We start from the raw sequence: 21,424 nt of genomic DNA, 5'->3' as shown, positions 1-21,424 counted from the left end.
GATTATGCAACTAAAATACATTCAGTTGATTCGATACGATTTTTAATCGTTTGGGGGGAGAGAATATGTTAGAAATCATAAATTTTAGTAAGACATACAAAGGTGGCAAAAAAGCGGTAGATGATTTGAATCTTACTGTTCAAGCAGGAGATATTTTTGGATTTATCGGACATAACGGTGCGGGGAAAAGTACAACGATTAAGTCGCTAGTAGGTGTTATAGATTTCGAAGAGGGCGAAATTTTTATTGATGGACATTCAGTAAAAAAAGACCCGATTACGTGTAAGAAAGTAATGGCATATATTCCTGATAATCCAGATTTATATGAGCAATTAACAGGAATTCAATATTTGAACTTTGTTGCTGATGTTTTTGGAGTGTCTGCAAAAGACAGAGAGGAACGGATACAAAAATATGGGGATGCTTTTGAGATTACGCCATATTTGGGAGATTTAATATCTTCCTACTCACACGGTATGAAACAAAAAGTGGCGATTATATCAGCAGTTTTGCATTATCCGAAATTATTAGTTTTAGATGAACCTTTTGTTGGACTTGATCCAAAGGCGGCTATTGTACTTAAGGGGATTATGAAGGAACTTTGCGAATCAGGCAGTGCGATTTTCTTTTCTACTCATGTATTAGATGTAGCAGAAAAGTTATGTAATAAGATAGCGATGATTCATAAAGGGAAACTAGCAATCTCAGGGGAAGTAAAGTCTTTAATAAAGGAAAACTCATTAGAAGAGCTCTTTATGAAGGTGCTTGCCGATGAGAAGTAATACGCTAGCTCTTTTAAAAATTCGTCTAATAACGCAGCTTGGCCTCAATACTTTTAAATATGAAAAAGATAAGAAAAAGAAGCAGAACAAAATTTTAATTTCAGTCTCAATTGCAGTAGTGGCTGTTATGTTGATACTGTATTGTGGAAGCGCGGCATATGGATTGATCAAACTTGGGATAGGTGAAGTCATTCCGGTTTATGCATTTGTGATTAGCAGCATATTAGTTTTAGTTTTCACGATGTTTAAGGCGAATGGTGAGATTTTCGCTTTTAAGGATTATGATTTTGTTATGTCCTTACCGATTCGTGTAGATAAGATTATTGCTAGTAGATTTTTGTATTTGTACGTATTAAATACGGTCTTTTCAATGATCATCATGCTGCCGATGGGCGTTGTTTATTGTATATATGAGAAGCCATCAGCTTCTTTCTACTTGATGTGGTTTATAACGCTGTTTACAGTATCTTTAATTCCAACAACAATTGCGGCAGTTTTTGGAGCATGTATTACAGCGATAGCCTCTAAATTTAGATATGCAAATAGAATCACCACCATTTTAAGCTTTATAGCAATCATCATTTTTGGCTACTTTATGTTCAAGCAAGGAAATACGAAATATAGCTTTACTGATTTAGAAGGGATTGGGGCAACTGTTTCAGAGGGATTAGCTAAAGTGTATCCGTTAGCTACCATTTTTCAAAAAGCAATTGTCGATGCGAATATAGGGGCTTTCATCCTTTTTGTTGGCATATCTGTTATTTGGTATTATCTTTTTGTGAAAATACTCGCTCTTAAATATAAGCAAATTAACACAGGCATTTCTACGTATCATATGCGTTCGGATTACAAGATCAATCGTATGAAGAAAGAAACAGTATTGATTGCATTATATAAAAAAGAATTAAAGCGTTTCTTTTCTTCTACAGTATATGTGATAAACATTGGTATGGGAGTTGTCATAGCAGTCATTTTCTCACTTGCAGTAGTTGTAGTAGGACCAAGCCAATTAATCGGATATCCAGGGATTGAAACAATTCTCCAAAAAATTGCACCGTTTGCTATTTCAGCGATGATTTCCATGACATGTACAACTTGTGTTTCATTATCGTTAGAGGGGAAAAACGTATGGATTATCAAGTCACTACCCCTTACCCCTAAAATGATTTATGATAGTAAAATTTTAATGAATCTTTCACTAAGCATTCCGGCATCAATTATTAGCGCTATACTGATGATAATAGGTTTAAAGCCGGATATTTGGACTTCCATTTTAATCATAATAACTCCCATCACATATTCATTTTTTTCAGCAGTATGGGGTATTTTTATTAATAATCGATTTGCTTATTACGACTGGGTTTCCGAAACACAAGTGGTGAAACAAAGTGTGGGAGCTGTTCTTGGCATGTTTGGAGGTATGATTATGGCCGGTATTCCTGCTTTGCTAGTAGGTACTGCTGTGATATCAAACTATAGGGTGTTTACTTTTGTAGTTGTGGTAATGATTTCGATTATGACCGCAGTATTGTATAACAATGAATCTAAAAGAAGTATAAAGTGAAACGTTAGTGTAAAAAGCTGTCTCCAAATTCAAATGTATCCCGCTATTCGCGGGCAGTAATACTCCCACCTCAAAATTAGGTGAAAGCAAAGAAGTAAGGTGGGGGATGAAGAAAACCCCCACTGATTAAAGTTTCACTTTATAAAAGAAACGAAAAGCCGTTTTTCCATTTGGAAGAACGGCTTTTCATTTTATTTTCAGTTTCATTTTTTATATTCAAGTTATCGATAAGGTAGAGGAGAGAGAAATATGAAAAGGAACAATAAATTACTAACGTTTTTGTTGCTCTTTGTTTTTATATTCACACCTCAACAAGGAAGCTATGCGGATGACGATAAGCATGATGGGAAGGACCATGAAAAACACGAGAAACATGAGAAATACAAGAAAAAGGAAGGTCATGAATCGGAGGAAGGCTATGAAAAGAATGAAAAACAAACAGTAAATACACAGAAAGAAGTTTGGCATACATGGTCAAAATTATCTGCTCTTAGTATTGCTTACGAACAAAGTCCTATAACGACTCAGCAACAAATAAGGATGCAAAAAGAGAATGAAAAAGAATGTTTGTTAGAGGTGTTGCCCTATCAGGGACAAATACTTGTCCCCGTACAAGAAGTAGCTGCTTATTTAGGAGCCGAGGTTTATGAATACCGCCGAATCTCTGCAGTTGAGGTTATTCAGCAGAAAAAGCATTTGATTTTTAAAGAAGGCTCACGGGCTGTGTATGAAGATATGTATAAAACGCCGATGCCAACGGCTGCTATTACATACAATAGCCAAATATACGTACCGGTTAGTGTTATAGCGAATGCTTTAGGGTGGGATATAACATGGAATGAAAATCAGACGATTTTGCTGAAGGCAAGGGTGAATCAAAATGGCTAAACAAAAATGGTTGAAATGGGTAGTAGGGATTGGTAGTATCAGTTCTCTTGTGGTTTTCTTAAATGTTGTACAAGAGGAAAATTCGACTAATCAAAAGGAAGATCCTTCAGTAAATACGAGAAGAGACAACTATTCCATATCCAATATTAAGGAATTAAAAGAAACAGAAAAGACCGAGAGAGAACAATGGCTTTCTACTTTAGATTGGGAAGAAGGAAATTGGGAAATAGATACCTCTAATACAGCGGCCACATTGACTCCAAAAGGTAAAAATAATAGGAAACAGCAGGCGGAAACTCGTACAAGGAGGTCTTAACGATGGATGGTGAATATTCATTTTCCTTTCGAGCTATGAACACCGAAGTACAGGTTAAGGGAGATGCCCCTTGGAATAGCAGTTGGAGCAGAAAATTAAAAGAATGCTTTTTGGCATGTGAATCTATTTGTTCGCGTTTTCTCAATTTTAATGAGTTAGCAATGGTCAATCGTGCTCCGATCGGTGCAAAAATTAAAGTGAGCCCCATTCTTTTTGATGTTCTGAAAGAAGCCGTTCGTTATGCTGAAATGACGGATTATTATTTCAATCCCTTAATGGCGAGAAGAATGGAACGAATGGGATATGACCGATCTTTTGATCAAATAACAGATGTTGAGAGCACTGTAGACAATGACATAGGAAAGGGAGATTTCAATTTCTTCCAGTTTGACCATCATGCAAGTACAATCGTGAAACAAACTTCAGAAAAAATTGACTTAGGAGGGATTGGAAAGGGCTGGGTGGTTGATAGAGGTGCAAGATTGATGAGGCAGGAAGGGGTTGTAAACGGAATTCTCAATGCAGGAGGCGATCTCACCGTTTGGGGGAATCAGGAGAAAGTCGTAGGGATTGCCGATCCAGAAAAAGAAGAGAGAGATATTGCTCAATTTTATTTTTTGCAAGGGTGCATGGCTACTTCTAATAAAAAACATCGATCATGGAAGCAAGGTTCTTTCGTCCGTCATCATTTATTAGATGGGCAGACCGGTTTACAGGCCGAAAGTGATGTTATACAGGCAACAGTCTTTGCAAAAAGTACAGCTGAATCAGAAGTGATTGCTAAAGTATTATGCATTCTTTCCTTTCATGAAGGAATTCCATGGATGCTGGAGCACTTTCCTCACGCTGCAGCCGTCATTATTGATGAAAACGGAAAAGTGAAAGTTAGTGCTACGATTAAACGGTATACGAAGAAGATGATGTTTTAATGGGAACCTTATATTCGACGTGGGAGTGGATACGGTCAACAGGGATCACAGCCTATTTGCTATTGTTCATCTCAAATGTAGCTGGATTAATGTATAAAGGAAAAATAGCTACGAAAACGGGGCGACCGATGCTATTAATCATTCATCAAACGGCTGGCTGGTTCAGCTTACTTTTCGCTCTTTTTCATGCGCTCATGCTGTTGTTTGATCAGTATGTTTCATATACTCTAAGTGAAATTGTTATTCCATTTACGTCCAATTACAAAACAATCGCATCTGGAGCAGGAACGATTGCGTTGTATATACTGTTGTTTCTTTTTATCTCCTCAGATGTCATGAAAAAAATAGGAAGGAAGTGGTGGCGAGCGATTCATTATCTTACTATTCCTGGATATTTACTCGCTTTCATTCATGGAGTCATGATTGGAACGGATACAGGTGCATTATGGATGGTAATTTTTTATTCAGCTACTTTCGTAGTGGTAGTTGCGCTATTCATAATTAGAATATTCAATGAAATATAATAAATCTCTTTCTTTTTTCTACCTACTTGTGTGTAAAATAAAAGTAAAAAGGAAGATGTTGGAATTATGTATATTTTATTAGCAGAAGATGACAAAAAGCTTGGTCGTTTAATTGTTCATATGTTGGGTAAGGAAAAGCATACTGTCGAGTGGGTAACAGATGGGGCTAGTGCGCTTGATTATATATCTTCTACTCTATATGACTTGGTACTTCTTGATTGGATGATGCCAAAGGTCAGCGGAATCGATGTATGCAAACAACTACGGAATAATCATTTTCAGGGACTGATTTTAATGCTAACAGCAAAAGATGATGTAGTAGACCGAGTAGAAGGACTAGATGCAGGGGCGGATGATTATATTGTGAAGCCATTTCAGTTTGAAGAGTTATTTGCGAGAGTTCGAGCCTTAGAACGAAGAGGGAACATCCCCTTTATAGATAATGTATTGAAAGTTGGTGAACTCACACTAGACCGTGTGAATCATAAAGTTTGCCGCAAAGAGCAGGAAATTCAATTATCACCAAAAGAATATCAACTGCTCAACATTTTAATGTCGAATCCTGAACAAATATTACCGCGGGATGTATTATTGGATAAAATATGGGGAATTGAGACTGATGTGTCAGATAATAATCTCGATGCACTCGTTCGGTTATTGAGAAAAAAGGTGGAGGATCCTGAAGGAGGGCGTCTCATTCATAATATCCGCGGAGTAGGCTACAGACTGGTAAAGCATCATGTTTTTTAAAACAAGGCGGCGTTTAACCATTTTATTTACGGGGTTAATGATGATTTTTCTGCTTTCTTTTATTTTCATTGCATATATGCTTGTATCATCTTCCATCATTAAATATCAGCGGGAGGCAGTGATACAGCTCGTCAAGGAAGAATGGGCAGAACATAAGAACGATTTACTAAATCAGCAAAATTATATAGATAACGACAATGAAAGAGACAAACACCCTTATACAGATATGCAAACATTTTATTATATTCTTTCGAAAGATGGACAAATCATGGATGCCGATAACAGTTTACCGTACGTAACAGCTGCTTTAGGTGATGAAATGAAAGAGTGGAAGCCTCGTCATGTGGAAGTGCGCAAGGAGATGATAGTAGACCAAACTGGTACTAAAAAAGACATTTTATTTGCTGGTCTTTCTGTTGAAGAGCAAGGTAAGCATTTTGGAACCATCATTGCAGGAACGAATGTAACAGCTCAACAACAAGTCTTGGATCAATTTCTCTTAGTATTGTCTTGTCTTTCCATCTTGTTCCTTATCTTATCCTTATGGCTTGGTTACTTCATGGCTGGAAAAGCGATGATTCCAATTTTGCATTCCTTTCAACGTCAGAAAGAATTTGTCAGTGATGCATCTCATGAACTGCGGACGCCACTGTCGATTATGCAATCGTCATTAGAAGTGATTGAGGTCGAGGAGAAAGAACGATTATCCCCTTTTTCACAGCAAATTTTTCATGATATGAAAGATGAAGTGAAAAGAATGACGAAGTTGGTAGCGGATTTATTGACGATTGCTCGTTCGGATTCAGGAATATTAGACATTCGGTTGACTTCCTTTAATTTGTATACAGTGTTAGAACAGCTAGTCCGTTCTTTTCAACTATTGGCCGATCAAAGAGAAATAACGATTGTTCTTGTAACATCTTCGTCATGTCCTGTTATAGGAGATAAAGAAAGAATTACACAATTGCTATACATTTTGATAGATAACGCTGTAAAATACAACAAACAAGGCGGCTCTGTCTATTTAAAAGTTCATCAAAAAGGAAAAATAGTAGAAATGATCGTAGAGGATACAGGAATAGGCATCCAAAAAGAGCAATTGCCACGTATTTTTGATCGGTTTTATCTGATAGATAAAGCAAGATCAAGGGATTTAGGCAGCAATGGCATCGGTTTGTCGATAGCAAAATGGATTGCCGAGTCACACGGTGGAACAATTCATGTAGAAAGTGAAGTAGGTAGAGGAACCACGTTTCAAGTACAATTACCTATTAAAGAATGATGAGGGAAAATCAAGATGATGAAAAAGAATACTATTCCTGTGTATCGCTGTAACAATTGTATTACTCTTTCGCAAGGAAATCGGTGCTGAATCATCAGCACCGATTTTTTTTACCTTACAGAAATGTAATATTCATGTAAGGAGAATGAATAGATGGTATGTTATCCCAATGCTATAGTAACAAAGTGGTTATTTCATAAAGTTAAGTTTAAGTTTAAGTTTAAGTTTCTTCTACTAAATGGCCTTACATAACTGTCATGTTTGTGTAAGAAACATCGATAGTGGCAAGAGTGGAAGTTAGATATAGTAAAAATAGAGAATAGATGAAGAGAGGGATATAGAGATGAAAACAGTATTAGAAGCGAAAAATATTAAAAAAGTATATGATACAGGCGGAAATAAATTTGAAGCATTAAAAGGCATTAACTTACAAGTTCAAGAAGGTGAGTTCGTTGGAATTATGGGACCTTCTGGATCTGGTAAAACAACACTTTTAAATGTTCTTTCTACAATTGATCATGCAACGAGCGGTGAAATCTTAATTGATGGAAAAGACATTGTGAAAATGAATGATGATAAATTGGCATTATTCCGCCGTGATCATTTAGGATTCATTTTCCAAGATTATAACTTATTAGATACACTAACGGTGAAAGAGAATATTGCCTTGCCACTTGCACTATCAAAAGTGAAAACAAGTGAAATTGATCGCCGTGTTCTTGAAATAGCGAAGAAGTTCGGTATTGATCATATTTTAAGTCAATTTCCATATCAAGTGTCAGGCGGCCAGAAGCAGCGCTGCGCAGCATCACGTGCAATCGTTACAAATCCAAGTATGATTTTTGGAGACGAGCCAACAGGAGCTCTTGATTCAAAATCAGCAACAGATTTATTAGAAAGTATGAAGTCATTAAATGAATATGATAACTCAACAATTTTAATGGTAACGCATGATGCATTTGCCGCAAGTTATTGTAAACGTGTTATCTTCATTAAAGATGGCGAGTTATATAAAGAATTACACCGCGGGGAATTAACTCGCAAACAATTTTTCCAACAAGTAGTCGACGTAATGTCCGCAATTTCCGGAGGTGCAATGGATGACGTTATCTAGCATTGCCCTCCGCAACATACAGCGGAATTTTAAGGATTACTTTTTATATTTTGCATCTATGATCTTTAGCATCGTTATTTATTTTACATTTAAGGCGCTAGAGTATAACTCACAAATGGAAAAAGCAGCAGAAGGTTCTAAGAAAATTAGTGGAGCCTTCCAAGTATCAAGTGTGATGCTTATTATTTTCGTAGCGGTATTTATTATATATTCTAACGGCTTCTTTACACGTAAGCGTAAAAAAGAGGTTGGATTATATTCATTACTAGGAATTCGTAAAAGACAAATTGGGAAAATGTTATTTTATGAAAATATGCTAATGGGATTCATATCATTAGTAATTGGGATTGCAATTGGTAGTGTACTTTCGAAGTTATTCCTTGAATTGTTAATAAGCATGATGGGATTAAACTTACATGTTCATTTTGAAGTGCCAATATCCGCAATTATTGATACAGTAATCATTTTCTTCGTAATTATATTGTATACATCACTTCAAGGATATCGATTAATTTATCGCTTTAAATTAATCGAACTTTTCCGTGCAGAGCGTGAAGGAGAAGCGATGCCAAAAGGTTCTTTTATTATGGCATTAATTTCAGTATTCTTAATTGGTTCTGGTTATTTCTTATCACTAACATTTATGAAGGCCGCTAAATATGCTGACTTTATGATGGTTGCATTTTATATTTTACTTGCAACAGTACTTGGCACGTATTTATTGTTTATGTTCTTTACAGTATTCGTTTTAAAAAGAGCAAGAAACAAGAAGTCGTCATTCTATAATGGAATGAACATGGTAACAACGTCGCAGCTGTTGTACCGTATTAAAGGAAATGCAAAGTCATTAGCAACAATTGCCGTATTAAGTGCGGTAACATTAACAGCGGTTGGTACATCTGTAACGATGTATTACAATACATTTAAACAAACGAAAGATTATGCGCCGCACAGTTATTCTTATGAGAAAAAGGATGCGGCACTTGATAATAAAGTAAATGCAATTTTAGATGAAGAGAAGGAAAATCATCCCGTAACGAACCAATTCGAAATAGAAATGGTTCCTGTGAAAGGTAAGTTTGAAGGCGAAAAAGCAGATATGGGGATGAATACGAATTATTTAGTTACTGAAAAATATCAGCTTGTATCGCAATCAGCATTTAATAAATTGGCAAAGAAAATGGATATAGATGAGGTAAGTCTAGCTACCGATGAAGCTTTTGTATATGATGGCATGTATATGGAAGGCCATGAATTTAGTACGGTATATAAAGGGAATAAAGCGGTATTCCCAATTGGAAATAGGGCGGAAGCATTAACGATTCAAGGTGCTGAAGGGCGTAATATAACGAACTTAGGTGAATTATTCGTCGTTGTACCAGATGAAGCATATAACAGTGCAAAAGCAGTAGCCGAGACACGTATTGTTAAAAATATTGATGTAAAAGATGAAAAAAATAGTAAAGTGCTGACAGAGAAATTAAAGAAAGTGATGCCAATCGGAGAGTCAGAAGTTGCATTACCTTTCAATGATTTTCACACTGGTTTCCACAGTATGTTGGAAGCAACAGGATTAATGATGTTTATCGGTCTGTTCTTAGGTTTAGTCTTTTTACTAGCAACAGGTTCTATCATTTACTTCAAGCAATTAACAGAAGCGAATGCAGACCGTGATCGATACATTGTACTTCGCAAAGTCGGAGTTACAAAACGAGAAATGAAAAAGGCAATTGCAAAACAAGTAAGCTTTATCTTTGCAATTCCATTAGTAGTAGGGATTTGTCACAGTTTATTTGCATTAAAAGGTTTATCAACGTTAATGCCATATGAAATCCTAATTCCATTATTCATGAGTATCGGTGTGTATAGCGTGATTTATATTGGATATTACTTCTTAACAGTTCGTTCTTATTATAAGATCGTGAGTGCGAAGTAATGAAAGCAGCAGCTATTGTGATGAGCAATAGCTGTTTTATTTATTCGCAAATAGAGAAAAAGCTTTGTGTAAATGCACAAAGCTTTTTTACATTTCTTCATAAAATATTAAAAAAATTCCATGATATTTCTTAAAAAATAATAGTTATATTTGGAGGCGTATTAGACAATACCGAATGAACGGAGAGAGGTTAGATGAAACTTATTACGTTTTTAACCGAATTTATTAAACATCCGAAAAAAACTGGGGCTATCGCACCTAGTTCTCACATATTAGCGAAAAAAATGGTCGATGCGATCAATTTTGAGGAAGCGCAGTACATTGTAGAATTAGGACCTGGAACAGGAGCATTCACAAGAGAAATTATAAAAAGAAAAAAAGAGCATACAATATTTATTCTAATTGAAATTAATGAAGTTTTTTTCAAAAAGTTACAGGAGCAGTTCACGGATGATCCAAATGTTTTGGTTATACATGGATCAGCTGAAAACATAAAGAAATATATAAAGGCATTACAAATAGAGAAGGTTGATTATGTATTATCGGGGTTACCGTTTACTTCATTACCACAAGAAGTATCGTTACGAATTTTAAATAATGTGATGGAGGCATTACAAGAGAATGGTGAGTTTATCACATTCCAATATTCGCTTGTAAAAAAAGGGTTTATCCAAACCTTTTTCCCAGAAATTTTATTGAAAAGGGTTTGGTTTAATTTTCCGCCAGCTTATGTATTTAGTTGTAGAAAAAAGGCTGGGAGGGTATACGTGTAATAGAAGTTTCACTTTATGGTGGCTTGGGATTATAGGTATGCAAATTTATCCCGCTATTCGCGGGCAGTACTACCCCCACCTCAAAATTAGGTAAAAGTAAAGAAGTGAGGTGGGAGATAAACTGCCCGTAAAAGCCCGATTGGTGAGGGCTAATAATCAGTTGGGGATGAAGAAAACCACCACTGATTAAAGTTTCACTTTATGAAATGATTGTAATGAGCAGTGGATGATATGAATAAACTTCCATCAAAATTTGATGGAAGTTATATATGGTTTATTTTTCTGTTACAACTGAAGCGATGTATGGTAAGTTACGATATTTTTCTGCACAGTCAATGCCGTAGCCAACGATAAACTCATCTGGAATTTGGAAGCCTACATATTCTGCTTTTAAATCGACTTTACGACGTTCTGGTTTATCAAGTAATGTACAGAACTTTAGTATTTTTGGCTTATGCATAAAGAAGTGGTCTTTTAAGAAGTGAAGTGTTAAGCCAGAATCGATAATGTCTTCTACAACAATTACGTTTTTATCTGTAATATTTACATCGATATCTTTTAATAATTTCACTTTTCCAGTTGTTTCTGTTTGGTTACCATAGCTAGATGCAGAGATGAAATCGATTGTTACTTCATTTTTAATGTGACGAATTAAATCAGCCGCAAATACGAAAGAACCTTTCAATACAGCAATAACAACGAGTTCTTCTCCTTCAAAATCACGCTCAATTTGAAGTGCTAGTTCTTTAACCTTTGCTTGCAATGCTTCTTCAGAGATTAAAGTGTCTTTTATTTCGATTTTCATTATAATCCTCCTACGATGTAAAACTTGTCAACATTTCGACTGTAAAGGATAGTGGGAGAAAAGTCAAAAAAGATAGTAGGAAAGTAAAGTGTAGAAAACGCTCCCATAAAGGGTGGGAATCATGAAAAAGAAACAGTACTCAAGTGTTACATTTATAAAAATGGAGGTTTTTTCATTTCTTACAAAAGTGTAAGGTAATTTGTAAGATAAATCGATAGTTGAGTAGTAGTTTTTTGGATAAACTTATAAGTGTAAAGAAAAAGGCAAATACATTTTAGGTAAAGTAAACTTTAGGCACTACATGTGAAAAGGAGTAGGAGGGAATGGAGAGACGTTGGACGACCTTTGCTTGCTTATTAACTAGTAACACCGTGATACTAGATGAAGAGATGAGCCTTTCGCACTTGTTTGATCGAGAAGACGATCATTTTTCTTCACAGTTTACAATGAAATGGTGCAAATGGAGCGAAAGTTGTAAATTTGAAGAAGAGACCCCTAATAAAGAGCAAAGAATCATCTTCACAAACCCGATTAAAGCATGGGCCTTTCAACATCGTAAGTGTAACGTCATAAATCACTTAAAGAAAACTGAGACAAGACAGTTAGTTACCGCTTCGGACTCTCCTATTCTGAAATCACAGGAAAGTAACAATTAGACACTGAGACACTTAAAAAGCATTGTAGAGAAAATCTACAATGCTTTTTTATTTATGTTTACCGACAAAATATGACAAATCGAAGCAGCTGCATTTGTTATGATTGTTGAGGAATTTTACATTTTGAAGATTTATGAATGGATAAAAAGAAGATTATTGGCACTTTAATTGGGATAGCAATTGTAATCATTAATATTATTCGTAACAAAAGGCAGTTCGGGTGCAAGTGAAAAAGGTGGTGTATCTTAAGCAGAATATAACAAGTTATTGGATAAGCATTTTGAAGAAACCCAGTAACTAAAAAATGAAATACAAGGATTAAAGTCAGGCAAAAAGTCATTAGAAGAAAAGAATAGAGGAGAAGGCAGGATTTAAACGGGAAAACGATTTTTATCAATTCTCTCATAGTGAAGTGATTAGCAATAAATCAAAAAAACAAAAGAAAGTGTGTGAAGGCTTTGAAGAAATATAGTGCAATTGCGGCAGCAAGTATTTTAGCAGCAAATCTATTAACATTTCCCTCTATTTCTCTAGCAGAAATTGAAAATAAAACAAAACAAAGTATGGACGTTGTACATAATGAAATGTTAGACGATATTGTTAACAAGCAAAATGAGTTACAAAAGAAATTAGAAGATATAAAGAAAGAGAAAGTAGAACTACAAAAGCAACAATATATTCTTACACAAGAGAAAGAGTTATTTGTTAAGCTAGATGATTTAAAAAAACAACAAGAAGAGTTATTGAAACAAAAGGATAGAAATGAACAAGGTGAATATAAGCAACAACAAGAAGAAATCCAAAAGAAAATAAACGAATTAAAGAAACAACAAGAAGAGCTGCAAAAGAAAAAGGATGAATTAGAACCGAAGGGAAAAATAAATGATGAAAAGGTTATACAGAATCAAGAAGAAACGGATCAAAATGAATTAGAACAAAAAGAAGAACAAAAGAAACGTGAAGAAATGAAAAAGCAGGAGGGGGAACTACAAAAAAAGCAAGATGAATTAAAGAAACAACAAGAAGAACTAGAGCAGAAGCTAGCTGAATTAAAGCAACAGGAAGATGTGCAAAAGAAAGAAGCGGAATTAAAACAACAGCAGCATAATCAAGAAGAAAATATGCAGGCATCGCCACGAACGTTTCCAGATGTTCCAGAATGGGCACAGGAGTCTGTTAACTATCTAGTAAATAAAAATGTACTCACGGGAATGCCAGATGGTAATTTTTCGCCTAATTTAGTATTGGACAGAGCATCGGCAGCGACAATCATGGCTAAGATTTTAGGATTAGAAATTCATCCAGAGGAGAAACCATCTTTTAAAGATTCTCAAAATCATTGGGCAACTCCGTATATTGCAGCGGTTGAAAAAGCTGGTGTTATTAAAGGGGAAGGAAATGGTAACTTTAATCCATCTGGGGAAATAACAAGGGCAGCTATGGCATCCATGTTAGTTCAAGCATATCAATTAGATGCAAAAATTAGTGGGGAATTACCAACACTATTCACTGATTTGAAAGGACATTGGGGTGAAAGGTACGCTAATATTTTAGTAGGACTCGGCATTTCAAATGGTATCGACAATAATTGGAAACCAGATAAATCAGTAACTCGTGCAGAGGCAGCTCAATTTGTTGCGATGACTGATACATCTAAAGATAAAGAAGTGAAACTAAAAAAAATCAATATGGATAAAAGCTTTTTTACATATAATGGCCCGTCGTTATCATCAGGTATTGCGTATGAGTATGAACCACAGCCAGTAACAGTATATGAAGAAAGAGAAGGTGGCTGGATTCGAATTTATACAGGGCTGGGATTTAAGTGGGTTTGTTTAAATGAAAAGAAAATTAACATAGATAAAAAGTTTTTCACATATAATGGTCCATCATTATCATCAGGCATTGCATATGAGTATGAACCACAACCAGTAACTGTGTATGAGGAAAGAGAAGGTGGCTGGATTCGAATTGGTACAGGTTTGGGGCTTAAATGGGTCTGCTTAAATGAAAGGAAAATAGATATAAATAGAAGTTTTATCACATATAATGAGCCATCGTTATCATCAGGTATTGCGTATGAGTATGAACCACAGCCAGTAACAGTATATGAAGAAAGAGAAGGTGGCTGGGCTCGAATTGGTACAGGCCTGGGACTTAAATGGGTACTGCTTAATGAAAAAAGAGCATATATAGATAGAAATTTTATCACATATAATACTCCTTCTCGGTCTGGGGTTATTTTAGATAACTATGGACCGCAAACGGTAACGGTTATAGAAGAACAAGGAACATGGATTCGTATACGTACGTATGCAGGATATCAATGGTTGGATACAAAAAGAGAAACAAGAGATTTATCTAGAGTGTTTTTTGCGTATGATAATCCTAATTTTTCTTCTAGGGTATCAGGAAAGTATGGCCCTCAAACAGTAGAGGTATATGAGGAAGGAGAAGGCGGTTGGATTCAGATTCAGACAGATAATGGACCTAAGTGGGTAAATGCAAGCTATGTGAATAGCAATCAAGTCATCTTAAATGTACCTTCACTTTATCAATTTCCAGAGCTGAATAATGGCTGTGAAGTTGTTTCTTTACAAATGTTAGTAGAACATTATATTGGTCGTTCATTAAATAAAGTGATATTTGCATTTGAAATGCCATTTGATACAACACGATTACAGAAGTATAATGGAAAATTTCAAGTTTGGGGAGATCCGGATGTAGGGTTTGTTGGAGATGTAACTGGAAACACACCAGGGTATTCAATTAATCCTGAACCATTGAAACAATTATTAGATAAATATGCACGAGGAACAAATTTAACAGGAAACGATTTTTCTGTTTTAGAAAACTATGTACGAAATGGAAAACCTGTCGTTACTTGGGTTACAGTCGCGTTAAATAATCCGAGAGAAACGATAACATGGACAACGCCAGAAGGGAAAACAATTTATGCAAGAATGAATACACATGCTGTAGTTCTAACAGGAGTAGATGATAATTATGTGTATTATAATGACCCATTCTACGGAACGAAGAATGTAAGAGCGAGTAAGGACTGGTTTGTAAGCATTTATAATCAAATGGGGAAAAAATCTTTAAGTATCGATTAAATATATATAAGTACAAATTGGAAAATCGACATAAAACCTTTCTTTTCAGGTGGGAGAGAGAATCCGGCCATACATAGAAGCGGTCAGATCCTTTTCCTGCCCCATGCCAAGTGAAAACAAAGAGAGAAAATAAGTAGCGATCACCTTTTGTTCTTCATAGCCTTGACTTATATGTTGGAAAGTCAAAATGGATATATATAATGGAAAAAAATAATAGTGTCTGGATACAAGTTCAGCGGATCAAATCATGAGCGTGGTTATTAATTAATCATATTAGATAGATTAATTTGTTTTTGTGGAAAAACCCCCTTTAGGAGATCTAAAGGGGGTTTCATATGGATAAGAGGAATGAAAGAATGGAATTTTTATCTTTAAAAAAGATGAGTAAAAATGAAGAACCTTCACGGATTATATGTTCACCTTTTGGATTATGACAATAAAAAATAAGAGCACCATTTAGGCGCTCTTATTTTTTGAATTCATATAATATGCACCAGCGCTTTTGAATAAGTGTGGTGAAGTTGTAAATAAAAGGATTAGTAGCACTGTACATAGTGCGAAAGAAGCAAGCATTGTACTACCGTTTACGATCAATGAATATAGGACAGCAGATTGACCTTTCGGTGCATATTGTCCCCAGAAGATAATCCCAGCAATAAAGTGACAGAAGTAACGTGCAAAGCTACCAACGAATGTAGCAAGGATCATATAAACGAGTGCTTTTTTTCCTTGGTTACTTTTTGATGAAGGTTTGTCTTTGCGGCTGCCAAGATCAGATTGTTCATTACTAGTGCTATATGTTCCGAGTGCTTTTTGAATTGGGCGATGGAATAAACCAGCAAAGCCGATAAAAGCAAATGCAATGAAGTATTCAATGAATGCTTGCATAGGCGTTAAAATAGAAGCATCGCCGACTACGATTTGTAATAGTCCCCAAATTAAGCCGCCTAAGAAAGCCATTTTGAATCCCCAGCGATAAGCGATAATAAAAATAGGAATCATAGCAAATGAAATGGAACCGCCTGTTGGAATTTTAATTGATAGTGGTAAGATATCGATGATCAAGGCGAAGGCTGCAAGGATTGCAGATTCAATCATCGCTTGTAAATTGGTGTTACGCATCTTGTCATTCCCCCTAAATCTAAGTTGCACAAAAAAGAATAATGTACCATAGGGAGAGATGAAATACGTAAATAGAAAATAATGAGGTATATGTATTTCGACGTTTGCACAATTCCTACGTTAGCATTAACTAACAGGTTCTAAGGGTCGGAACGAAGTGTTCCCTCTCAGCAACGAGGCTCCCCCTGTGATAACGAGATTCTTTATTTGCTAGGTTCATTGTAATCGAAATGGATAAGAATGACAAACATATATTGAAAAACCGACATAACCCCCCTCTTTTTGATGGGATAGAGCATCTAGCCATGCATAGAAGCGGTCAGTGCCTTTTTCTGCCACATGCGAGGTAAAAACAGAAAGAACAAACGGGTGTAGGTTACTTTTTATTCTGCATAGCAGGGATTTAGATACCGACATAACCCCCCTCTTTTTGATGGGATAGAGCATCTGGCCATGCATAGAAGCGGTCAGTGCCTTTTTCCGCCCCATGCGAAGTAAAAACAGAAAGAGTAAACGAGTGTAGGTTACTTTTATTCTACATAGCAGGGATTTAGATGTTGAAAAATCAAAATGGATTTATAGTATGTAAGCATCATTTTATGAAAGCGCTAATAAATGTAAAAAAAAAGGTATAGTACTTGATTCATAGAATGTGTTATAATCTTAATGAAAATAATTATCATTATCTTCTAGGGAGGTAAATTATGAGCTTAGTTGATATTAAAATAGGTGAAATGGTATTAGTAAAAAATATACAATCGTTAGATACATTATTAAAACGTAGATTAGCTGCATTTGGTCTTTCTGAAGGAAGTGAACTTCGTTTAAAACAAAAAGCGATGTTTAAAGGGCCATGTACATTAGAGTGCCGTGGACAATTAATTAGTATTCGTCATTGTGACGCGGAAATGATAAAGGTGGAATTAGCGTGAATAAGGTTGCGTTACTAGGGAACCCGAATACAGGGAAAACATCATTATTTAATGCGCTAACGGGTTCTTATGAATATGTAGGAAACTGGAGCGGGGTAACGGTAGAAAAGAAGGTCGGTAAGTTAAAGGATAGGCAAGGAACATTAATTGATTTACCAGGTGTATATGATTTAAACCCTGTTTCTCGAGATGAAGGCGTGGTTACAAACTTTCTATTAAAAGAAGAATTTCAACATATGCTGAATATCGTTGACTCTTCTCAATTTGAGCGTAACATGCATTTAACGCTGCAATTATTAGAATTCGGTAAGCCAGTTTCTATCGGTTTAAATATGATCGATGTTGCGAAGCAGCGCGGAATCGTTATTAATGTAAAAAAATTATCAGAAATATTAGGGGTAACGGCTGTTCCTGTCATTGCAAGAAGTGGAAAAGGCTGCGAAGAGTTACTTGCTGCTCTTCATGAGAGTGAAAAGAAAGAGAAAAAGCCGTTCATTCTTTCATATGGTGAACAAGTAGATGCGGGAATTGCAGACATTATGGAGCTTCTCATTAAGGAAAACTATGAGCATCCAAGATGGCTAGCACTTCAATTTTTAAGCAATAACGAAGTAGTAGAGCAAGAGGTAAAACAATTACCAATCTATAAGGATCTAGTAGCAATTCGTTCTACTTTAGAAGCAGCAATTGATGGCACGCTAGAACAGCATATTTACAATGCACGTGCAGCGTATATTGAAAAGTTAAAAACAAGTGTTATTCAGTATGAAAAAGAAGGGAAAATTCCATTCTCAGAAAAAATCGATAAGTTAATTACACATAAAATTTTAGGTCTTCCGATCTTTTTAGCTGTTATGTTTTTTATTTTTCAGGTTACGTTTACGTGGATTGGGACACCTTTATCGGATCTGTTTGATGCATTTATTGGTGGACAGTTTACGGATTGGGTGACAGCAGGCCTTACAAGTATGGGTGCATCTGATTTTATACAGGCACTTATTACGGAAGGGATTATTGCCGGCGTTGGTGCGGTATTAGTATTCGTTCCGCAAATTTTTGCATTGTTCTTCTTTATTTCGTTATTAGAAGACTCAGGGTATATGGCCCGAATTGCGGTTGTTATGGACCGTGTTATGGAGTTCTTTGGATTAAACGGGAAGGCATTTATTCCAATGATTATCGGTTTCGGTTGTAATGTGCCAGGAATTATGGCAGCAAGAACGATTGAACAAGAGAAGGAAAGATTACTTACTGTGTTAGTAACACCATTTATGTCTTGTTCAGCACGTTTGCCTGTATATGCATTATTTGCAGGAGTCTTTTTCCCTCATAGTCAAGCGCTGGTTGTGTTTTCTTTATACATTGTAGGGATTGTGCTTGCACTTTTAGTTACAAAAGTAATGTCTCTTACAGTTTTAAAAGAAGAAAAATCTATTTTTGTAATTGAGCTTCCGCCTTACCGTATACCGCAAGCGAAAACGTTATGGCTTAGTACATGGGAAAAAGGAAAAGGCTTTGTTCGTAAAGCAGGTACATTTATCTTCGGTGGTTCCGTTGTGATTTGGTTACTCAACTATGCTGGTCCATCTGGATTTGGCGTAGGTATGGGAGATAGTTTCTTAGCGATGATTGGTGGCTTTGTTGCACCAATATTAGCACCGCTTGGTTTTGGAACATGGCAAGCAGCAGCATCGCTTTTAACAGGGTTTTTAGCAAAAGAAGTTGTTGTTTCCACAATGGCAATTATTTATGCGGTGAAAGAAGATGCGTTAGGAAATATAATGGGGGCGCACTATACTGCGTTATCAGCATATGCGTTTATGTTCTTCATTTTATTATACGTTCCATGTTTAGCGACAGTAGCTGTAATTCGCCGTGAAACAGGTTCTGTAAAATGGACAATTTTCTCTGTTGTTTATCCGCTTATTATTGCGTATGTATTAACACTCATTATATATCAAGTTGGATCCTTACTCGGATTCTAGAAGGAGATGTATCATAATGATAGTCAATATTGTAATTGGAGCTGTCATTTTTGGATATGCAGGATATACGTTAATTAATTTTGTAAAGAGAAGTAAAAAAGGTAAATGTGCAGCATGTGCCTTAAGTAAATCGTGTCAGTCAAATACTTGTAGCCCTGATATGGAACAAGTCGTGAATAAGTAGAAAAAAGCTTTGCGAAATTCGCAAAGCTTTTTTTATGGATTACTTTTTAATTTTAACAAGTTGTGATGCTTCTACCCCATTTTTTCCAGGTAATTCTTTGCTAGGGTCCTTATCAAATTTCAGTACACCTACAGATTTTTCTTCACCCTTCACGTTTCCATATGCAGTATCATCAACGATTGCAAACATATCCACATATCGACGTCCATCACCAATGATGGTATTACCTTCATATTTTAATTTTGTTCCATCAATTTTCGCATTTTCTACTTTTTCTTTCGCAAATAATACACCTTGATCCGCTGTTACAGCTGGTAATTTCTCAATTGCTTTTGTATTATCATCATTTTCTACTTTCTTTAGTAGCTCTTTTTTCACTAGTTCTTCACCAGTTTTCTTATCCATGACAAGTACTTTTTTATCTTCTAATGTTGCAAGTTTCATTTTATATACATTTTTTTCTTTTACATCATTTTTGTTCTTATCCGCTATTTGTTGAACTTGTTGCTCAGTTCCGTATAATACTAAGCCATTTGCTTTTTCTCCTAATAAAGAACAACCTGATAATGCTCCGAATGAAATTGCTGCTGCTAACCCGATTCCTACTAATCTTTTCATTTTCTTTTCTCCTTTTTATAGTAAATACACTGTATTATTTTTAAAATTTAGCGAAGTGAAAGTGTCTATGTTTTAACCTCCGCTTCTGATTTTATTTTATAAGAATAATGTTCTTCAAACTATCGAGTTCGCTTACAGTAACATTACAATGATGTAATTTAGTGAAAAGAGTTAAAAATTTGATAAAAGGGAGAGGATTTAGAGGGAATCGAAAGTAAGTATATAGTATAGATAGATGTTGTGCTGGGAATGTCAGATTATCGCTTGTATATTTGAAAAACAAGATGTAAGAGCGTTTTATTTTTGATATAATGTACACATAGGTTTTAGAAATGAATATTCTTACTGTAAAGGAAATTTTTTGAGATTCCCAGTTACTGAATTTGAAATATGAAGCAGTTTATAGGAGGAATTTAAATGTCTGTATTTAAACGATTAAGAGATTTAACGATGTCAAATGTGTATGCATTAATTGAAAAGGCGGAAGATCCAGTTAAGATGACGGATCAATATTTACGTGATATGCAAGAGGATGTACAAGAAGCGGAGAAAAGCGTAGCAGCTCAAATCGCTCTTGAGAAAAAATTCAAATTATTGTTTGAAGAGCAAGAAGCACTTGTAAAGAAACGTGAAGAACAAGCGCATATGGCAGTTCAAGCAAATAACATTGACCTTGCTCGCCGTGCTCTAGAAGAGAAACAAAGTGCAGAGCAAAAGATGAATGAGTATAAAGCAAGCTATGAGCAAAATAAAGCTGCTGCTGATAACCTTCGTGCAAAACTAGAAGAAATGCGTAAGCAATTAACAGAATTACGTAATAAACGTGAAACACTTGTAGCGCGTGTAAATGCAGCGAAAGCACAAAAGAATATTAATCAGGCAATGTCTGGATTTGATGCAAATACAGCGAAAGCTGGCCTAAGCCGTATGGAAGAAAAAGCACTTCAATTAGAAGCTGAAGCAGAGGCAAGCGGCGAAATCTACAAAAAAGAAAAATCATTAGATGACGAATTTGCAAGCTTAAATAAAAATTCAGCTGTGGATGATGAATTAGCCCGTATTATGAAGCAGTATGAGAAATAATATAGAATAGACAAAGGAACCGACATGTCTGGAAACCAATCATGTCGGTTTTCTATTATCTTTTA

20 protein-coding genes and 1 riboswitch are annotated in these 21,424 nt (G+C 35.6%); of the genes, 17 read left to right on the top strand and 3 right to left on the bottom strand.

Annotated elements, in window-relative coordinates; all coding sequences use genetic code 11:
- The first annotated feature begins 65 nt into the window (after positions 1-65).
- The 11 genes from ACIQ7L_RS09650 to ACIQ7L_RS09600 all read left to right on the top strand — a co-directional run bounded on the left by ACIQ7L_RS09650 (position 66) and on the right by ACIQ7L_RS09600 (position 10,858).
- Positions 66-782: an ABC transporter ATP-binding protein gene (locus ACIQ7L_RS09650; RefSeq protein WP_400568567.1), complete on the top strand. Its 717-nt coding sequence runs from the start codon at positions 66-68 to the stop codon at positions 780-782.
- Positions 772-2,346 (top strand): ABC transporter permease, encoded by a 1,575-nt coding sequence (locus tag ACIQ7L_RS09645; RefSeq protein WP_400568565.1) that lies wholly within the window; start codon positions 772-774, stop codon positions 2,344-2,346. Before ACIQ7L_RS09650 ends, ACIQ7L_RS09645 begins: the two co-directional genes overlap by 11 nt.
- Before the next feature lie 249 nt (positions 2,347-2,595).
- A complete protein-coding gene (locus ACIQ7L_RS09640; RefSeq protein ID WP_400568564.1) occupies positions 2,596-3,234 on the top strand; it encodes a copper amine oxidase N-terminal domain-containing protein in 639 nt (212 codons plus the stop codon).
- On the top strand, positions 3,227-3,550 hold the full coding sequence (locus ACIQ7L_RS09635; protein ID WP_400568562.1) for a hypothetical protein: 324 nt from the start codon (positions 3,227-3,229) through the stop codon (positions 3,548-3,550). Before ACIQ7L_RS09640 ends, ACIQ7L_RS09635 begins: the two co-directional genes overlap by 8 nt.
- A 2-nt stretch (positions 3,551-3,552) precedes the next feature.
- On the top strand, positions 3,553-4,479 hold the full coding sequence (locus ACIQ7L_RS09630) for an FAD:protein FMN transferase (RefSeq protein WP_400568560.1): 927 nt from the start codon (positions 3,553-3,555) through the stop codon (positions 4,477-4,479).
- Complete coding sequence (locus ACIQ7L_RS09625) at positions 4,479-5,003, top strand: ferric reductase-like transmembrane domain-containing protein (RefSeq protein ID WP_400568558.1); 525 nt, start codon at positions 4,479-4,481, stop codon at positions 5,001-5,003. Before ACIQ7L_RS09630 ends, ACIQ7L_RS09625 begins: the two co-directional genes overlap by 1 nt.
- A 66-nt stretch (positions 5,004-5,069) precedes the next feature.
- A complete protein-coding gene (locus ACIQ7L_RS09620; RefSeq protein ID WP_400568556.1) occupies positions 5,070-5,753 on the top strand; it encodes a response regulator transcription factor in 684 nt (227 codons plus the stop codon).
- A gap of 40 nt (positions 5,754-5,793) precedes the next feature.
- Positions 5,794-7,035 carry a sensor histidine kinase gene (locus ACIQ7L_RS09615; protein ID WP_400568554.1) on the top strand — a complete coding sequence of 414 codons (1,242 nt, stop codon included), beginning with the start codon at positions 5,794-5,796 and terminating at the stop codon, positions 7,033-7,035.
- 343 nt (positions 7,036-7,378) lie between these two features.
- Positions 7,379-8,149, top strand: coding sequence for an ABC transporter ATP-binding protein (locus ACIQ7L_RS09610; RefSeq protein WP_400568552.1), 771 nt, complete (start codon positions 7,379-7,381; stop codon positions 8,147-8,149).
- Positions 8,136-10,085 (top strand): ABC transporter permease, encoded by a 1,950-nt coding sequence (locus ACIQ7L_RS09605; RefSeq protein ID WP_400568551.1) that lies wholly within the window; start codon positions 8,136-8,138, stop codon positions 10,083-10,085. Before ACIQ7L_RS09610 ends, ACIQ7L_RS09605 begins: the two co-directional genes overlap by 14 nt.
- A gap of 194 nt (positions 10,086-10,279) precedes the next feature.
- Positions 10,280-10,858 carry a class I SAM-dependent methyltransferase gene (locus ACIQ7L_RS09600; RefSeq protein WP_400568549.1) on the top strand — a complete coding sequence of 193 codons (579 nt, stop codon included), beginning with the start codon at positions 10,280-10,282 and terminating at the stop codon, positions 10,856-10,858.
- A 274-nt stretch (positions 10,859-11,132) separates the two neighbouring features.
- Here the strand turns inward: ACIQ7L_RS09600 and hpt are convergent, their stop codons facing one another.
- Complete coding sequence (hpt, locus tag ACIQ7L_RS09595; RefSeq protein ID WP_400568547.1) at positions 11,133-11,663, bottom strand: hypoxanthine phosphoribosyltransferase; 531 nt, start codon at positions 11,661-11,663, stop codon at positions 11,133-11,135.
- 323 nt (positions 11,664-11,986) lie between these two features.
- Between hpt and ACIQ7L_RS09590 the strand changes: the two genes are divergently transcribed.
- Positions 11,987-12,319 carry a hypothetical protein gene (locus ACIQ7L_RS09590; RefSeq protein WP_400568545.1) on the top strand — a complete coding sequence of 111 codons (333 nt, stop codon included), beginning with the start codon at positions 11,987-11,989 and terminating at the stop codon, positions 12,317-12,319.
- Positions 12,320-12,882: 563 nt separating this feature from the next.
- Entirely contained in the window at positions 12,883-15,435 is a 2,553-nt protein-coding gene (locus tag ACIQ7L_RS09585) for an S-layer homology domain-containing protein (protein WP_483861803.1), read from the top strand.
- Positions 15,436-15,891: 456 nt separating this feature from the next.
- Here ACIQ7L_RS09585 and thiT read toward each other — a convergent pair whose 3' ends face one another.
- Positions 15,892-16,557, bottom strand: coding sequence for an energy-coupled thiamine transporter ThiT (gene thiT, locus ACIQ7L_RS09580; protein WP_400568542.1), 666 nt, complete (start codon positions 16,555-16,557; stop codon positions 15,892-15,894).
- Positions 16,558-16,651: 94 nt separating this feature from the next.
- A riboswitch (TPP riboswitch) is annotated at positions 16,652-16,753 on the bottom strand.
- Positions 16,754-17,261: 508 nt separating this feature from the next.
- On the opposite strand from thiT, the gene ACIQ7L_RS09575 reads away from it, so the two are divergent.
- Genes ACIQ7L_RS09575 through ACIQ7L_RS09565 form a run of 3 tightly spaced genes read left to right on the top strand, consistent with a single transcriptional unit; the run spans position 17,262 to position 19,658 of the window.
- Positions 17,262-17,489 (top strand): FeoA family protein, encoded by a 228-nt coding sequence (locus tag ACIQ7L_RS09575; protein ID WP_400568540.1) that lies wholly within the window; start codon positions 17,262-17,264, stop codon positions 17,487-17,489.
- Positions 17,486-19,474 (top strand): ferrous iron transport protein B, encoded by a 1,989-nt coding sequence (gene feoB / locus ACIQ7L_RS09570; protein ID WP_400568538.1) that lies wholly within the window; start codon positions 17,486-17,488, stop codon positions 19,472-19,474. Before ACIQ7L_RS09575 ends, feoB begins: the two co-directional genes overlap by 4 nt.
- 16 nt (positions 19,475-19,490) lie before the next feature.
- Entirely contained in the window at positions 19,491-19,658 is a 168-nt protein-coding gene (locus tag ACIQ7L_RS09565; RefSeq protein WP_400568536.1) for a FeoB-associated Cys-rich membrane protein, read from the top strand.
- A gap of 39 nt (positions 19,659-19,697) precedes the next feature.
- Here ACIQ7L_RS09565 and ACIQ7L_RS09560 read toward each other — a convergent pair whose 3' ends face one another.
- Complete coding sequence (locus ACIQ7L_RS09560; RefSeq protein ID WP_400568534.1) at positions 19,698-20,276, bottom strand: lipoprotein BA_5634 family protein; 579 nt, start codon at positions 20,274-20,276, stop codon at positions 19,698-19,700.
- 417 nt (positions 20,277-20,693) lie between these two features.
- On the opposite strand from ACIQ7L_RS09560, the gene ACIQ7L_RS09555 reads away from it, so the two are divergent.
- A complete protein-coding gene (locus ACIQ7L_RS09555) occupies positions 20,694-21,359 on the top strand; it encodes a PspA/IM30 family protein (protein ID WP_097898530.1) in 666 nt (221 codons plus the stop codon).
- Positions 21,360-21,424: the final 65 nt, after the last annotated feature.

It is taken from the genome of Bacillus sp. NPDC094106 (assembly GCF_044764345.1).
Classification (GTDB): domain Bacteria; phylum Bacillota; class Bacilli; order Bacillales; family Bacillaceae_G; genus Bacillus_A.
This window is presented reverse-complemented; position numbering and strand designations above follow the sequence as displayed.

What these genes read in the sequence shown, in the direction of transcription:
- ACIQ7L_RS09635 (WP_400568562.1), top strand. Translation starts at nt 3,227, where the DNA reads ATGGCTAAACAAAAATGGTTGAAATGGGTAGTAGGGATTGGTAGTATC.
- ACIQ7L_RS09630 (WP_400568560.1), top strand. Translation starts at nt 3,553, where the DNA reads ATGGATGGTGAATATTCATTTTCCTTTCGAGCTATGAACACCGAAGTA.
- thiT (WP_400568542.1), bottom strand. Translation starts at nt 16,557, where the DNA reads ATGCGTAACACCAATTTACAAGCGATGATTGAATCTGCAATCCTTGCA.
- ACIQ7L_RS09575 (WP_400568540.1), top strand. Translation starts at nt 17,262, where the DNA reads ATGAGCTTAGTTGATATTAAAATAGGTGAAATGGTATTAGTAAAAAAT.
- ACIQ7L_RS09600 (WP_400568549.1), top strand. Translation starts at nt 10,280, where the DNA reads ATGAAACTTATTACGTTTTTAACCGAATTTATTAAACATCCGAAAAAA.
- ACIQ7L_RS09640 (WP_400568564.1), top strand. Translation starts at nt 2,596, where the DNA reads ATGAAAAGGAACAATAAATTACTAACGTTTTTGTTGCTCTTTGTTTTT.
- ACIQ7L_RS09605 (WP_400568551.1), top strand. Translation starts at nt 8,136, where the DNA reads ATGACGTTATCTAGCATTGCCCTCCGCAACATACAGCGGAATTTTAAG.
- ACIQ7L_RS09555 (WP_097898530.1), top strand. Translation starts at nt 20,694, where the DNA reads ATGTCTGTATTTAAACGATTAAGAGATTTAACGATGTCAAATGTGTAT.
- ACIQ7L_RS09625 (WP_400568558.1), top strand. Translation starts at nt 4,479, where the DNA reads ATGGGAACCTTATATTCGACGTGGGAGTGGATACGGTCAACAGGGATC.
- hpt (WP_400568547.1), bottom strand. Translation starts at nt 11,663, where the DNA reads ATGAAAATCGAAATAAAAGACACTTTAATCTCTGAAGAAGCATTGCAA.
- ACIQ7L_RS09610 (WP_400568552.1), top strand. Translation starts at nt 7,379, where the DNA reads ATGAAAACAGTATTAGAAGCGAAAAATATTAAAAAAGTATATGATACA.
- ACIQ7L_RS09585 (WP_483861803.1), top strand. Translation starts at nt 12,883, where the DNA reads ATGGACGTTGTACATAATGAAATGTTAGACGATATTGTTAACAAGCAA.
- ACIQ7L_RS09645 (WP_400568565.1), top strand. Translation starts at nt 772, where the DNA reads ATGAGAAGTAATACGCTAGCTCTTTTAAAAATTCGTCTAATAACGCAG.
- ACIQ7L_RS09650 (WP_400568567.1), top strand. Translation starts at nt 66, where the DNA reads ATGTTAGAAATCATAAATTTTAGTAAGACATACAAAGGTGGCAAAAAA.
- ACIQ7L_RS09620 (WP_400568556.1), top strand. Translation starts at nt 5,070, where the DNA reads ATGTATATTTTATTAGCAGAAGATGACAAAAAGCTTGGTCGTTTAATT.
- ACIQ7L_RS09560 (WP_400568534.1), bottom strand. Translation starts at nt 20,276, where the DNA reads ATGAAAAGATTAGTAGGAATCGGGTTAGCAGCAGCAATTTCATTCGGA.
- ACIQ7L_RS09565 (WP_400568536.1), top strand. Translation starts at nt 19,491, where the DNA reads ATGATAGTCAATATTGTAATTGGAGCTGTCATTTTTGGATATGCAGGA.
- ACIQ7L_RS09615 (WP_400568554.1), top strand. Translation starts at nt 5,794, where the DNA reads ATGATTTTTCTGCTTTCTTTTATTTTCATTGCATATATGCTTGTATCA.
- ACIQ7L_RS09590 (WP_400568545.1), top strand. Translation starts at nt 11,987, where the DNA reads ATGGAGAGACGTTGGACGACCTTTGCTTGCTTATTAACTAGTAACACC.